A 14,291-nucleotide genomic window follows, 5' to 3' on the forward strand; every position below is an offset into this window, starting at 1 on the left:
GCAGTGCATTACGAATAGCCGATGTCGCTGAGATCGATCGCCACCAGCAAGGCGTGCTCATCCGCCTGACCGTCGGCCTTGCGTCGATAGGCGCGCCGCTTGCCGGGCATGCGCAAGCCGTCGGTTTCAACATAGCCATGAACGTACTGCGCGGCAGCCAGGCCACCGCTGACATCCACGTTGTAGTCGTGACGACGTAACAGAAAGTCTGCACCGAAGTAGAAATCCTGCACCGCGCAGTGCGTGGCGATTGTCTCGGGGAAGGTCACCCGCAAACGACGCCAGCGCTCCGAGCCCTCATGCCAGGGCTCGACTTCCTCGGTCACGACACCCGGCCAGGTGAACTGGAAAGGCATGGTCAGGTACGACCAAAGCGCGTAACCGTTGAAGTACGCTCGGTGCAAGGGATCCCAGGGACTGTTTTCCCCATGGTCGCGAAAGGATTCTCTGGGTTTCGATCGCTCGGCGATTACCTTGCCGGCGGTATTTTCGATGGCGATTCGATTCGGGGTGTAGGCGGTGAATTGATCGGCCCCGCCAAAGGGCGTCACTGAGGCCCGCTGCTCATGCAGCCAGACGGTCATCTGCCGTGGCGCGCTGTCCTGGGTCAGCCCTTTCATGGCCCAGAGCGAGCCCCCGGTCACGATAGTGGCGCGTACCTGGTTGAAACTGCTCCAGCGCTCCAGACCACCATGGGCGATCAGTACGAAATTGAGCAGTTCATCACCCGGCGCATTCATAGTGGCGGCCCTCCTCCCTCCGAAGGCTGATCCCGAACCCATTGCCAGAATAATTGATACCCGACCGCCAGCACCACCGGACCGATGAACAACCCGATGATGCCGCTGGTGACCATCCCGCCAAGCGCGCCGATCAGCACCACCGGCATCGGCACATCAACACCGCGCCCCAGCAGCAGCGGTTTGAGCACGTTGTCCACCAGGCCGGCAACGAAGACGAAGATGGCAAACACGATCGTCACAGTGTTGGCGCCTTCGGTGGCGAACACAAAGGCAATCACCGGAACCGTGATCAGCGTCGCCGGCAATTGCATGATGCCGAGCAACAGCACCCCAAGGGCCAGCAAACCGGCGCCGGGAATGCCCTTGAAGACAAACCCGAGCCCCACCAGCAGCATCTGGATGAACGCGATCCCGACCACGCCCAGCGCGACCGCACGGATCGTTGCGGTGCACAGCGCGGCAATTTTCGGTCCTTTGGCCGGGTCGCTGACCCGCGAGGCAATCTGCACCGCGCTGCGACTGCCGCTCTCGCCATAGGCCATGAAAATACCGGCGATGATCAAGGCGAAAATGAAGGTCAGGAAACCCATGCCGACGCCGGCCAATTTGCTCAAAAGGGACAGGCTGAAGTGCTTGATCTGCGGGAGGTATTTGGCGGTCAGGTCGGGAAGATTGGTTGAGGCTTCAAGCCACAAGTCAAACAGCGGCTGCCCCACCAATGGCCAACTGGCAATGGATTCGGCGGGTGGTGGCAGGTGAAAGTCGCCGCCCTTGACCACTTCCATCACACGGTCGACCGAGTCGGCTATCGAGGTGCCCAGAAAGTAAATCGGCAACACCAGGATGACGATGGCGATCAGGATAATCAGCGTCGCAATGCGCCCGTCATTCTGTCCCAAGGGCCCTTTCAGACGCGCCTGCAACGGGTAAAGGGTAATCGCCAGGATCAGCGACCACAGCATCAGGTCACGGAACGGGCTGAAGATTTCAAAGCAGAACAGCACCAGAACCGCGATCAACCCAGCCCGGATAAGGACATCGAGCAGCGTGCGCGTCAGCGTTTTTTCGGAGAACGAAGTGGGCTCCATGGAGGCCTCCTGATCACTGCAACGGTACGGGATCGGTTAGCCCAGCATAGTCGTTCGGCGGAAAACGCGTGGATTCAACGCAACTTCAATGGATCAACCAGTCCGGCGGCAATGGCCATGCCGACCAGGTCCGGCAGGGTATTGGCCTGCATGCGTTTCATCACGCGTGAGCGGTAGAGGTCGACAGTTTTTGCGCTCACCCCCAGTTGCTCGGCGATTTCGCGGGTGGTGTAACCCTGCACCAGCGGCAACAAGACGTCTCGTTCCCGTGGGGTCAGCGTGAGCAAACGCGCCTGCAACGCTTCATGCCCCTGATTACCCGAACGGTGGGTCGCGCAAGTGCTCAGGGCCTGTTGCACGCTGTCCAGCAGCAGTTGTTCGTTGTAGGGCTTTTCAATGAAGTCGTGAGCGCCGGCCTTGAACGCACGCACCACGATCGGCACATCGGCGTGACCGCTGACGAAGATGATTGGCAGGTTCAATTCGCGCAATCGCATTTCTTCCTGCACGTTCAAGCCGCCCATGCCGGGCATGCGTACATCCAGCAGCACACAGGCTGCCAGGCTGGCATCGCAGGCATTGAGGAACTCAACACCGCTGGTAAACGGCAACGCCTTGAGGCCGACTGATTCCAGTAACCAGACCGTTGAATCGAGCATGCCTTGATCGTCATCGACCACATACACCACGTGCTCCGTCACACCCGCCATTGCATTATTCCTGTTGTTGTTTTGTTGGACCGGCAAGCGGCAAGCGACAGCACATCAGCAGCCCGACCGGTTGGCGGCGGGCCTGCAATTCGCCGCCGAAACCTTCGATGATGCTGCGGCTCATGGACAAACCGAGCCCCAGGCCATCGGCCTTGCTGGTATAGAACGGGGTAAAAATCTGCTCCAGTTCGGGCTCGCTCACGCCGGGCCCCTGGTCCTGCACCGTGATGTCCACGGTGGCGGCACTGCCCTGCCCGGCGGTCATCATAATCAGCGAGGGCTGGCCGGGATGTTGTTCGCGGTTGGCATCGATGGCATTGCGCAACAAATTGAGCAGGACTTGTTCCAGCAACACTCGATCGGCATAAACGGGCGGCAGATTATCCGGCAGACGATCCTCGATTGTCACTTGGCAATTACTCGCTTCCCAGGCGCACAAACGCACGGCTTCGCGGGCGACATCGGTGACGTTCAGCGCCTGCATGCGGCGCTGGCCTTTGCGCAGAAACGCGCGCAAACGGCGGATCACTTCCGAGGCGTGCGTGGCGTGATGGGTGATGCGTTCCAGCCCTTGCGCAACCCGGGCGGCGGCCTGGGGATTGGAATCCACGGTCTGCAAATAACGCTGGCTGGCGTTGGCGTAATTGACCACCGCGGCCAGCGGCTGATTGATTTCGTGGGCGATGCCCGAGGCCAGTTCACCGAGGGTGACCAGGCGCGCGGTGTGCGCCAGTTCATCCTGATGGCGGCGCTGCTGCACTTCGCGCAGTTCACGTTCGGTCATGTCCCGCGCCACCAGTGAATAGTAGCGCTCGCCACCGGCCGAACGATGCGCCAACAGCACCAGCGACACCGGCACCGACGCGCCACCGCCCGGTGGATGCAAGCGCGCATCGGTGCTCCAGACGCCGTCGCGCTCGGCGCCGCTCCAGCCGTCACGTTGCAGACGCGTCAGGTCTGCGCTGGCGAACAGTTGTGCCAGGACCGGCATCGGCTGTTGCTCGCCTATGCCGAGGATGCGGCGTGCCGCCGGGTTGAGGTAAGTGACTTGCCCCTCGGGGTCGATGAACAGCACCGGATCGGTGTTGACCTCGACGACTTCGGCCAGGCGCCGCTTGTTCTCTTCGGCCTGCACTCTGGCAGTAATGTCCCGGGAGACGCTGACCACCTCGACCACCGTGCCGGTATAGGTTTCACGAATCGCCCGACTGGCGGTTTCGAACCACAGGTAATGCCCGTTCCGATGACGAATGCGATACGTCATGGTGTGATAACCGTCCTGCTCCAGCGCATCGCGGGCACGCTGCACCAGACTGGCCAGGTCCTGGCCATGGAACAGGCCCTGGGCCATTTGCCCGCGCAGTTCTTCCGGCCAATAGCCGAGCAACGTCCATGACGCGGGGGAGGCATCGAGAAAACAGCCGTCGGGTGTGTGACGGGAAATCAAGTCGGTGGTGTTCTCGATGATCAGCCGGTACAACCGCCGCGCCTGAGCCGCTTCGCGCTCGGCCAGCACTTGCGCGGTGGCGTCGCGGCAACGGGCGAGCACACGGTTATCCTGGGGATCGGGAATGAATGTCCAGATCAGAATCTGCGTTTCGAGCTGGGCTTCGACCCCTTCAATGGCACGCTGCTGGTCCAGGCAAGCGCGCACCAGTACCCGATGGTTGACCGGCAGAAAACCGAATACGTCGCTCAGAGGCTTTTCCGCCAGCAACGCCAGCAACGCCGCGTTGAATTCCTGCGGCCGTCCCTGCGCATCGAGCAACAGGCTCGGTTGCGGATCGTGGCCCAACAGTGGCGAGCCACGCAGCATGCCGTTGACGCTGCTGAGCAAAGTCGTGAGCAAATCCTGCACCCACCCCAGCCAATCGAAACTCACGCCTTCGCAGACTTCCACCAGCAACAACCCGGCCTGCCCAGGCGTCAACGCCAGATCGAACACTTGGCCATGGCTGATGGCGGCGCGGCGCAGTCGACCGGCCAACCAGCAATCCAGTTGCCGCACTTGCGCCAGGTCGAGGCGCCCGGCTTCCAGCAAACGCTCGAACAGCAACTGATCGCTGGCCAGCGAAGGATCGCCCTGGCCCGGGGGAAAATGCTGGGCGGCACCTTCATGGCTGTAGATTCGCGCCTGGGGTTGCCAGCTCAGGTAAACCGCGCGACGCACCTCAGGGCAATCCTGCAAGGCCCGGCACAACGCATCGGCCCGGGCGGCCAGAGGCACGGCCTCACGCTGCAGGCGCAACCAGCTGTGCAATCGAACGGGAGTCAGGGTCATCACGGGTCCGCTTCGTTGGGGAAGCCAAGGATATACCGGCCTTGGCGATTTAACGGTAGTCATTTAGTTCAGCACGAATCAAATATAGTATATATACCATACGCCATAGGTTGTACTTCCATATCGATGGAGGATTGTTATATAAAGCACACCGGACATATAAAGGTGACCTCAGCGGCGACGCTGAAAGGCCACCGATAGAGCTAACAATCAGCCACCGAGTACCGCACATGTCGATCTATGAACAAGGGCTAGTCCCTTCGGCTGTCAATCACATCGCCTTGTCTCCGCTCAGCTTCCTTGAGCGCACGGCCAATGTTTACCCCGACTACCCCGCCGTCATCCACGGCTCGATTCGCCGTACCTGGGCGCAGACCTACACCCGTTGCCGACGCCTGGCCTCGGCGCTGGCTGGTCGCGGCATCGGCAAAGACGACACCGTGGCGGTGATGCTGCCCAATATCCCGGAAATGCTGGAAGTGCATTTTGGCGTGCCGATGATCGGCGCCGTGCTCAACCCGCTTAACGTGCGCCTGGATGCTGAAGCCATTGCGTTCATGCTCCAGCATGGCGAGGCCAAGGTGCTGATCACCGACCGCGAATTCCATAACGTGATTCACGCCGCCATCGGCATGCTTGATCACCCGCCTCTGGTCATCGACGTCAACGACCCGGAATACGGTGAAGGCCAGGCCGTCAGCGATCTGGACTATGAAGCGTTGCTGGCCGAAGGCGACCCGGCGTTCGCCTGGCAATGGCCAGCCAACGAGTGGCAAGCCATCTCGCTGAACTACACCTCCGGCACCACCGGCAATCCGAAAGGTGTGGTCTATCACCACCGCGGCGCTTATTTGAATGCCTTGGGCAACCAGATGACCTGGGCGATGGGCAACCATCCGGTGTACCTCTGGACCCTGCCGATGTTCCATTGCAACGGCTGGTGCTACCCGTGGACCATCACCGCGCTCGCCGGCGTTCACGTGTTCCTGCGCCGGGTCGATCCGCAGAAAATCCTCACGCTGATTCGCGAACATCAGGTCACGCACCTGTGCGGCGCGCCGATCGTGCTCAACGCGCTGGTCAACATGCCGGAGTCCGCGAAGGCGGCCATCGATCACCCGGTCAACGCCATGGTCGCCGGTGCTGCGCCGCCGGCCAAAGTCATCGGCGCCGTGGAGGAAATGGGCATCAAGGTCACCCACGTCTACGGCCTGACGGAAACCTATGGTCCGGTGACCCTCTGCGCCTGGCATGCCGAATGGGACGAACTGCCGCTGGAAGAACGGGCGCAGATCAAATCCCGTCAAGGCGTGCGCTACCCGACGCTCGAAGGTGTGATGGTCGGCGATTCGAAGACGCTGGAACCGACCCCGCGCGATGGCCAGACCATCGGTGAAGTGTTCATGCGCGGCAACACCGTGATGAAGGGCTACCTGAAAAACCCGACGGCCACCGCCGAAGCATTCGAGGGTGGCTGGTTTCATACTGGCGACCTGGCGGTGTGTCACCCAGACGGTTATGTCGAGATCAAAGACCGCCTCAAAGACATCATCATTTCCGGTGGCGAGAACATTTCCACCATCGAACTCGAAGGCGTGCTCTATCGCCATCCGGGGGTGATGGAAGCCGCCGTGGTCGCCCGCCCCGATGAAAAATGGGGCGAAACGCCCTGCGCCTTCATCACCTTGAAGGCTGATCACCAGGACGTTCGCGAGGCCGACATCATCAGCTTCTGCCGCGAGCATCTGGCCGGTTTCAAAGTCCCGCGCACGGTGATTTTCACCCTCCTGCCGAAGACATCCACCGGCAAGATCCAGAAGTACGTACTGCGCGACAGGGCCAAGGCCCTCTAACCCTCACCGACGTTTTACCTATCAGGCGGCAGGTGTCTTACCTGCCGCCTCGGGCTCGTGCAGGCCGGATTCGGCCTGCCCTGCCCCCACACACCGATAACAACAACAATGTGGAGCGCATCATGATCGACATCCATGCAACCGATACCCAACGCTGTGAACGTATTCGGACCAACCCGAAATTCCTGCAACTGGTCAGCAGTCGCTCGCGCCTGGCCTGGTCGTTGAGTGCTGCGGTGCTGGGCACTTATTACCTGTTCATGTTCGTGGTGGCGTTTGCCCCGCAATGGCTGCACGCGCCGCTCGGCGAGCACCGGATGTTGACCCTCGGCATGCCGGTTGGCGCGGCGATCATTGTTTTTTCCTGGTTGCTGACCGGTTGGTACGTCTACAGCGCCAACACGCGCTTCGATGCGCTGGGTTCGGCCATTCTTGAGGAGAGCAAGTGATGCGTAAACTCATCCTCGCCGCAGCCTGCCTGTTGCCGACCTCCGTTGTATTAGCTGCACCCGCGTTGGGTGCCATCGAAAAACAACCGCTGAACCTGCATGCGATCGGCATGTTCTTCGTGTTCGTCCTCGGCACGCTGGCCATCACCTGGTGGGCCGCGCGCCAGACCAAATCCACCTCGGACTTCTACACTGCCGGCGGTGGCATTACCGGGTTTCAGAACGGCTTGGCGATTGCCGGCGACTACATGTCCGCCGCTACGCTGCTGGGGCTGTCCAGCCTGGTGTTCGCCAAGGGTTACGACGGTTTCATCTACACCATCGGCTTCTTTGTCGGTTGGCCGATCATCACCTTCCTGATGGCCGAGCGGCTGCGCAATCTGGGGCGCTACACCTTTGCCGACATCGTCTCCTACCGACTGGACCAGAACAAAGTGCGGATCTTCGCTGCATTCGGTTCGTTGACGGTGGTGTGTTGCTACCTGATCGTGCAGATGGTCGGTGCCGGCCAGTTGATCAAATTGCTGTTCGGCCTCGACTACCCGGTAGCGGTGGTGATCGTCGGCGCGTTGATGCTGGTGTATGTGATCTTCGGCGGCATGATCGCAACGACCTGGGTGCAAATCATCAAGGCTGTGTTGCTGCTGGCCGGCGGCACGACTCTCGCGGGCATGGCCATGTCGCAGTTCGGTTTCAGCTACGAAACCCTGGCCACCAAAGCGGTCGAAGCGCATGCCAGCGGCTGGAATATCATGGGCCCCGGCTCAATGCTCGCCGACCCGATCAACACCGCGTCAATGTCTCTCGGCCTGGTATTCGGCATTGCCGGTCTGCCGCACATTCTGATGCGCTTCTTCACCGTACCCAACGCTAGGGAAGCGCGTAAATCGGTGTTCTACGCCACCGGTTTCATCGGTTTCTTCTTCCTCGTGGTCTGCACCCTGGGCTTCGCCGCGATGGTGATCATCGGCACCGATCCGCAGTATTACGTCAACGGTGAAGTTGGCGGCGCCTTGATTGGCGGCGGCAACATGGTCGCGATGCACTTGGCCAAAGCGGTAGGCGGCAACCTGTTCCTCGGGTTCCTCTCGGCCGTGGCGTTCGCCACCATCCTTGCGGTGGTCTCCGGGCTGGCCCTGGCCGGTGCGTCGGCGATTTCCCACGACCTCTACGCCACCGTCTTCAAGAAAGGCAACGCCACCCAGAAACAGGAAATGCGCGTCACCCGCATGGCCACCGTAGGCCTGGGCATCATCGCGATTCTGCTGGGCATTCTGTTCGAGAAGATGAACGTCGCGTTCCTGGTCGGCCTGACCTTCGGCATCGCCGCCTCGACCAACTTCCCGGTACTGATCATGGCCATGTACTGGAAAGGCCTGACCACCAAAGGCGCGATCATCGGCGGTTTTGCCGGCCTGATCTGCGCGCTGGTGCTAGTGATCCTGTCCCCGGCCGTGTGGGTGACCGTGCTCGGTCATGCTCACGCCATCTTCCCGTACGACCACCCGGCGCTGTTTTCCATGCCGCTGGCGTTCCTGGTGATTGTCGTCGTGTCCCGACTCGACCGCAGTGTGCGGGCCGACAAGGAACGTGACGCCTACGCCGACCAGTTCGTGCGCGCCCAGACCGGTCTCGGTGCTGCCATCGCTTCCAGTCATTGATTGAAAGGCACGGCGCCCGGTTGCGGCGCCGTGCACAACCGTCCTGTCGAGGTTCACGTTATGCCCGAATTCAAAGCCCCCCTGCGCGATCTGCGCTTCGTCCTGCATGAGGTGTTCGACGCCCCGGCCCTGTGGGCACGCCTGCCTGCCCTGGCTGACAACATCGATGCCGGCATCGCCGACGCGATCCTTGAGGAAGCGGGGAAAGTCACCGCGCACCTGATCGCACCCTTGAACCGCAGCGGCGACGAAGAAGGCGCACAGTGGCATGAAGGTCAGGTGACCACGCCCATCGGCTTCAAACAGGCTTATGCCACGTACATCGACGGTGGCTGGGTCGGCCTGTCCGGTAATCCCGAGTACGGCGGCATGGGCATGCCGAAAATGCTCGCCGTGCAGTTTGAAGAAATGCTCTACGGCGCTAATTCCAGTTTCGCGCTGTATTCGGCATTGAGTTCCGGTGCGTGCCTGGCGCTGGATGCCCACGCCAGCGAGACCTTGAAAGACCTGTACCTGCCGCCGATGTATGAAGGTCGCTGGGCCGGCTCCATGTGCCTGACCGAAGCCCATGCCGGCACCGATCTGGGGATCATCCGCACTCGCGCCGAACCTCGGGCGGATGGCAGTTTCAGCATCACCGGCAGCAAGATATTCATCACCGGCGGCGATCAGGACCTGACCGAAAACATCGTCCATCTGGTGTTGGCAAAACTGCCCGACGCGCCGGCCGGACCGAAAGGCATCTCGCTGTTTGTGGTGCCCAAAGTGCTGGTCAATGCCGACGGCTCCCTTGGCCGGGCCAACGCCGTAAGTTGCGGTTCGATCGAACACAAGATGGGCATCAAGGCCTCGGCCACCTGTGTGATGAATTTCGACGGTGCCAGCGGCTGGCTGGTGGGCGAAGCCAACAAAGGCCTCGCAGCGATGTTCACCATGATGAACTACGAACGCCTGTCCATCGGTATTCAGGGCATTGGCTGCGCCGAAGCGTCCTATCAGAGTGCGGTGGCCTACGCCCGTGAACGCATTCAGAGCCGCGCCCCGACCGGCACCGTGGCCGCGGACAAAGTCGCCGATCCGATCATCGTCCACCCCGATGTGCGCCGCATGCTGCTCAGCATGAAAGCCATGACTGAAGGTGGCCGCGCGTTCGCCAGTTATGTCGGACAGCAGCTCGATCTGGCGAAGTTCTCCGACGATGCGCAAGAACGCGAGAGCGCCCAGAGCCTGGTCGCGCTGCTGACGCCGATTGCCAAGGCCTTCTTCACCGACACCGGTCTGGAGAGCTGCATCAACGGCCAGCAAGTGTTCGGCGGCCATGGCTACATCCGCGAATGGGGCCAGGAACAATTGGTCCGCGACGTGCGCATCGCGCAGATCTACGAAGGCACCAACGGCATTCAGGCGCTGGACCTGCTCGGGCGCAAAGTGCTGGCCGATAACGGTTTCGCGTTGCGTCAGTTCACCGGCCAGATTCGGCATTTCGCCCACCAGCCTGACGCGCCCTACAGCGCGCAATTGTTCGATGCCGTGCAGCGCCTGGAAGACCTGAGCGACTGGTTGCAGGACCGGGCAGCGACCAACCGCAACGAAGTCGGCGCCGCTTCCGTGGAGTATTTGCACCTGTTCGGGTATGTGGCCTACGCCTGGTTGTGGGCGCGCATGGCGCAGGTTGCCCGGCAAAAGCGAAGCGACGACGAAGGCTTTTACGGTGCGAAGATCGCCACCGCCGACTTCTACTTCCATCGCCTGCTGCCGCGCATTTTGAGCCTCGACCAATCGATTCGCGCCGGCAGTGCCTCGTTGTTCGGTCTGAGCGCCGAGCAGTTCTAACGATTGAACCGCACGCGGCGCCACGCTCCTCTCTTTTCGGCGCTCGCGTTTTTTCTTGGTAAGCCCTCGCCCGGTTGGCGAGGGTCGCGCAAGCCGTCATTTCATAATAAAAACAAAGGGGCTTCACATGGATCGCAACACCCGCACTCTCGCTACCCGACTGTTGCTGGCCGGCGGCGTCATCAGCCTCTCGGCCCCCGCCGCTGCTGACTTTATCAAGGACAGCAAGGCCAGCCTTGAGCTACGCAACTTCTACTTCAACCGTGACTATCGTCAGACCAACGCGGCGCAATCGAAACAGGAGGAATGGGCGCAGGGCTTCCTGTTGCGCTACGAATCCGGCTTTACCGAGGGGCTGATCGGGGTCGGTTTCGATACGATCGGCCTGGTAGGCGTCAAACTCGATTCCAGCCCGGATCGTGCCGGCTCCGGCCTGCTCCAGCGCCATCGCGACACGCGCAAAGGCGCGCAGGACGAATACGGTGAACTGGGCCTGACCGCCAAACTGCGTGCGTCCAAAAGCACATTGAAACTGGGCACATTGCTGCCCAAGCTGCCGACGGTATTGGCCAACGATTCACGGCTGTTGCCGCAAACCTTCAAGGGCGGCCAGCTGACTTCGCTGGAAGTCGAAGGCCTGACCGTGGATGCCGGACGGCTGACGCAGGTCAACCAGCGCGACTCCTCGGACTATGAGGACATGGGCATCACCCGAACCGGCGCCAAGGGCATCACCAGCCGCCATTTGGACAGCGACAGCTTCGATTTCGCCAGCCTGAACTACAAATGGACCAGTAACCTCGCCACTGGTTATAGCTACGGCCACCTCGACAATTTCTACAGCCAGCACCTGGTCAACCTGACCTACGTGTTGCCGGTCACCGTCGGTCAATCGTTGAAGACTGATCTGCGGTTCGCACGCTCCATCGATGATGGCGGCAGTAATGTCGACAACAAGGCAATTGGCGCCATGTTCACCTACAACCTCGGTGGGCATGCATTCGGCCTGGGCTATCAAGGCATGAGCGGCGATACCGGGTATGCCTACATCAATGGCACCGATGCGTTCCTGGTGAACTTCGTACAGATCGGCGACTTTGCCAGCAAGGACGAAAAATCCTGGCAGGCCCGTTACGACTACAACTTTGCCGCCCTCGGCATTCCCGGCCTGACGTTCATGACCCGCTACATCAACGGTACCGATATAGACCTGGGTAACAACCGCCCTGAAGGCAAGGAATGGGAGCGCGATACCGATATCGGGTATGTCGTGCAGAGCGGACCGCTGAAAAACGTCGGAGTGAAATGGCGCAATGCGACAGTGCGCTCGACAAATTTTGGCAGTGATCTGGATGAAAACCGGTTGATCGTCAGTTACACGTTGCCGATCTGGTAAGGCGGCATAACGGCCACCATCGATTCGCCAGCAAGCCGGCTCCTACAGGGGGGGGCGTACACCCCGATCCTGTAGGAACTGGCTAGCCTCCCCCACAAGAAAGTCAAAACACAGCACATCGATTCAATATCCCCGCCCGACTCTACGCCACCATGGCCTCCTCACTCACCCCGTAAGGACATCGCCATGGCTATCGCAAAAGCAGTACCCGGCAAAACCCTGCTGACCCCAACCGACCACACGCTGATCATGATCGATCACCAGTCGCAAATGTCCTTTGCGACCAAGTCGATCGACGCCGTGACCCTGCGCAACAATGCCGCGCTGGTGGCCAAGGCGGCGCGCGGCTTCAAGGTCTCGACCATCCTCACCACCGTTGCCGAAAAGAGCTTCTCCGGCCCGATCTTCGACGAAATCAAATCGGTGTTCCCGGAACACAACGTCATCGACCGCACCAGCATGAACACCTGGGAAGACGAGCGCATTGCCGTTGAAGTGAATAAGTTCGGCAAACAGAAAATCGTCCTCGCCGGCCTGTGGACCTCCGTGTGCATCGTCGGCCCGGCGCTGTCGGCCATCGACCAGGGTTTTGAGGTGTACGTGATTGCCGACGCCTGTGGCGACGTCACCACCGAAGCCCATGAAATGGCGATGCAGCGCATGATCCAGATCGGCGCGCGGCCGATGACTTCGTTGCAATACCTGCTTGAATTGCAGCGCGACTGGGCACGTACCGAGACCTACGACGAAACCGTGAAAACCTCGATCGCCAACGGCGGTTCTTACGGTCTGGGCCTGATCTACGCCAAGACCATGTTCGGCGCCTCCGAAGGTCATTAAGTAATCACGTGGCTCCGGGGTTCCGGAGCCGCTTCCCTTCGCGGTGGACTGATCGATGACGTTTTCCTCACGAGACCTCAGTCGCGGGTTGTGCCTGTGTTTGCCGGCGCTGTTATCAGGCATGGTCCTGGCAGATGAATCGCAGGGCTTGCTGGCCGGCGCGAAGCTTGAAGTGCTGAGCCGAAATTTCTATCTCAACAACGACTATCGATCCCCGACGCCGGCAGGCAAAAGCTACAAAGCTGAGTGGGCTCAGGGCTTTATCAGCTCTTTTGAATCCGGTTTCACCCCCGGCACCCTCGGATTCGGACTCGATGCCCACGGCTTTCTAGGATTGAAACTGGACGGTGGCAAGGGCCATTCCGGGACAGGGTTATTGCCGCTGGACAGCGACGGTCGTAGCGAAGACAACTATTCCAGTGCTGGCGGCGCGTTGAAAATCAAGGCCTCGAAAACCACGTTAGCCTTCGGTGAAATGATGGTCGAAACCCCGGTGTTCGACACCGCGGATAAACGCCTGCAACCCGAGTACGCCAGCGGTTTTCTGGTGAACAGCCACGAGATTGAGGGGATGAATCTGGTCGCCGGCCACTTCACGGCGTTCAAGAATCAGGACGGTGCTTCGGGCAAGGACAACTTTTACGGCTACGGCGCCAACACTGAAGCGGGCGGCATTTCTATTCTGGGTGCCGACCTGTTTACGCAAAGTCCGTTCGGCGCGGCCCTCTATGCTTCAGAGCTGACCGACACCTGGCATCAGTACTACGCCAATCTGCACCTGAAACAGTCCGGCTGGTTCCTCGACGCCAATCTCTATCGCACGCAGGACACAGGCCAGGCGTTGGCCGGTGCTATCGACAACACAGCGTTCAGCCTGTCAGGCAAATACACCGTCGATGCCCACGCCTTCACGTTGGCCTATCAAAAGGTTAACGGCGATACCCCGTTCGATTTCGTCGGTGGCGACTCGATCTACCTCGCCAACTCGATCAAATACGCCGACTTCAACGGTGCCCACGAGCAGTCCTGGCAAGCTCGCTATGACCTTGATCTGGGCCTCTATGGCATTCCCGGGCTGAAATTCATGACCCGTTATGTCACAGGCAGCCAGATCGACGGTACGCACGCCCCCAAGGGCGGCGCCTACAACCCGTTCGATGAGTCGGTCGGTGCGTACAGGCCGCTGCAAGGTGATGGTGGACGGCATTGGGAGCGAGACATTGACTTGCGCTACATCGTGCAGTCTGGATCGGCCAAGGGCTTGTCGCTGCAACTGTCCCATGTCTCGCACCGGGCCAACAGCGCCCAGGCGGGCGATGATATCGACAGGGTTTATGTCGTTATCGAGTACCCGCTGAGTTTCGGCCGTTTCTGATAATCGTCAGCCCGCGCGTTCGCACTCTCAAGCAGGCTCGCTCCCACAGGGGTTGGCGTTTA

The 14,291-nt window shown here is 60.6% G+C and carries 11 protein-coding genes; 7 read left to right on the forward strand and 4 right to left on the reverse strand.

All coding sequences use genetic code 11. The annotated features are described in order from the left end of the window. Positions 1–8: 8 nt before the first annotated feature. The 4 genes from KGA97_RS00405 to KGA97_RS00420 all read right to left on the reverse strand — a co-directional run bounded on the left by KGA97_RS00405 (position 9) and on the right by KGA97_RS00420 (position 4,822). Entirely contained in the window at positions 9–740 is a 732-nt protein-coding gene (locus KGA97_RS00405; protein ID WP_223480013.1) for a hypothetical protein, read from the reverse strand. Then, the gene (locus KGA97_RS00410) at positions 737–1,831 is read right to left on the reverse strand and encodes an AI-2E family transporter (protein ID WP_008041498.1); all 1,095 of its coding nucleotides are present in this window, start codon (positions 1,829–1,831) and stop codon (positions 737–739) included. The genes KGA97_RS00405 and KGA97_RS00410 overlap by 4 nt, the downstream gene beginning before the upstream one ends. A gap of 74 nt (positions 1,832–1,905) precedes the next feature. Continuing rightward, positions 1,906–2,541 (reverse strand): response regulator transcription factor, encoded by a 636-nt coding sequence (locus tag KGA97_RS00415; protein ID WP_192416359.1) that lies wholly within the window; start codon positions 2,539–2,541, stop codon positions 1,906–1,908. 4 nt (positions 2,542–2,545) lie between these two features. Then, on the reverse strand, positions 2,546–4,822 hold the full coding sequence (locus tag KGA97_RS00420) for a PAS domain S-box protein (protein ID WP_223480014.1): 2,277 nt from the start codon (positions 4,820–4,822) through the stop codon (positions 2,546–2,548). A gap of 230 nt (positions 4,823–5,052) precedes the next feature. Between KGA97_RS00420 and KGA97_RS00425 the strand changes: the two genes are divergently transcribed. The 7 genes from KGA97_RS00425 (at position 5,053) to KGA97_RS00455 (ending at position 14,229) form a co-directional block, all read left to right on the forward strand. Beyond that, positions 5,053–6,675, forward strand: coding sequence for an acyl-CoA synthetase (locus KGA97_RS00425; RefSeq protein WP_223451464.1), 1,623 nt, complete (start codon positions 5,053–5,055; stop codon positions 6,673–6,675). A gap of 122 nt (positions 6,676–6,797) precedes the next feature. Next, positions 6,798–7,124, forward strand: coding sequence for a DUF485 domain-containing protein (locus KGA97_RS00430; protein WP_008041492.1), 327 nt, complete (start codon positions 6,798–6,800; stop codon positions 7,122–7,124). Next, a complete protein-coding gene (locus KGA97_RS00435) occupies positions 7,124–8,785 on the forward strand; it encodes a cation acetate symporter (RefSeq protein WP_223480015.1) in 1,662 nt (553 codons plus the stop codon). The genes KGA97_RS00430 and KGA97_RS00435 overlap by 1 nt, the downstream gene beginning before the upstream one ends. A 60-nt stretch (positions 8,786–8,845) precedes the next feature. After that, on the forward strand, positions 8,846–10,618 hold the full coding sequence (locus KGA97_RS00440) for an acyl-CoA dehydrogenase C-terminal domain-containing protein (protein WP_223480016.1): 1,773 nt from the start codon (positions 8,846–8,848) through the stop codon (positions 10,616–10,618). A gap of 127 nt (positions 10,619–10,745) precedes the next feature. Continuing rightward, complete coding sequence (locus KGA97_RS00445) at positions 10,746–12,014, forward strand: OprD family porin (RefSeq protein WP_223480017.1); 1,269 nt, start codon at positions 10,746–10,748, stop codon at positions 12,012–12,014. A 186-nt stretch (positions 12,015–12,200) separates the two neighbouring features. Continuing rightward, on the forward strand, positions 12,201–12,854 hold the full coding sequence (locus KGA97_RS00450; protein WP_008041483.1) for a hydrolase: 654 nt from the start codon (positions 12,201–12,203) through the stop codon (positions 12,852–12,854). A gap of 55 nt (positions 12,855–12,909) precedes the next feature. After that, the gene (locus tag KGA97_RS00455; RefSeq protein WP_223480018.1) at positions 12,910–14,229 is read left to right on the forward strand and encodes an OprD family porin; all 1,320 of its coding nucleotides are present in this window, start codon (positions 12,910–12,912) and stop codon (positions 14,227–14,229) included. The last annotated feature ends 62 nt before the right edge of the window (positions 14,230–14,291 follow it).

This window comes from Pseudomonas sp. BF-B-15, assembly GCF_019946675.1.
In the GTDB taxonomy this organism is placed as follows: Bacteria; Pseudomonadota; Gammaproteobacteria; order Pseudomonadales; family Pseudomonadaceae; genus Aquipseudomonas; species Aquipseudomonas migulae.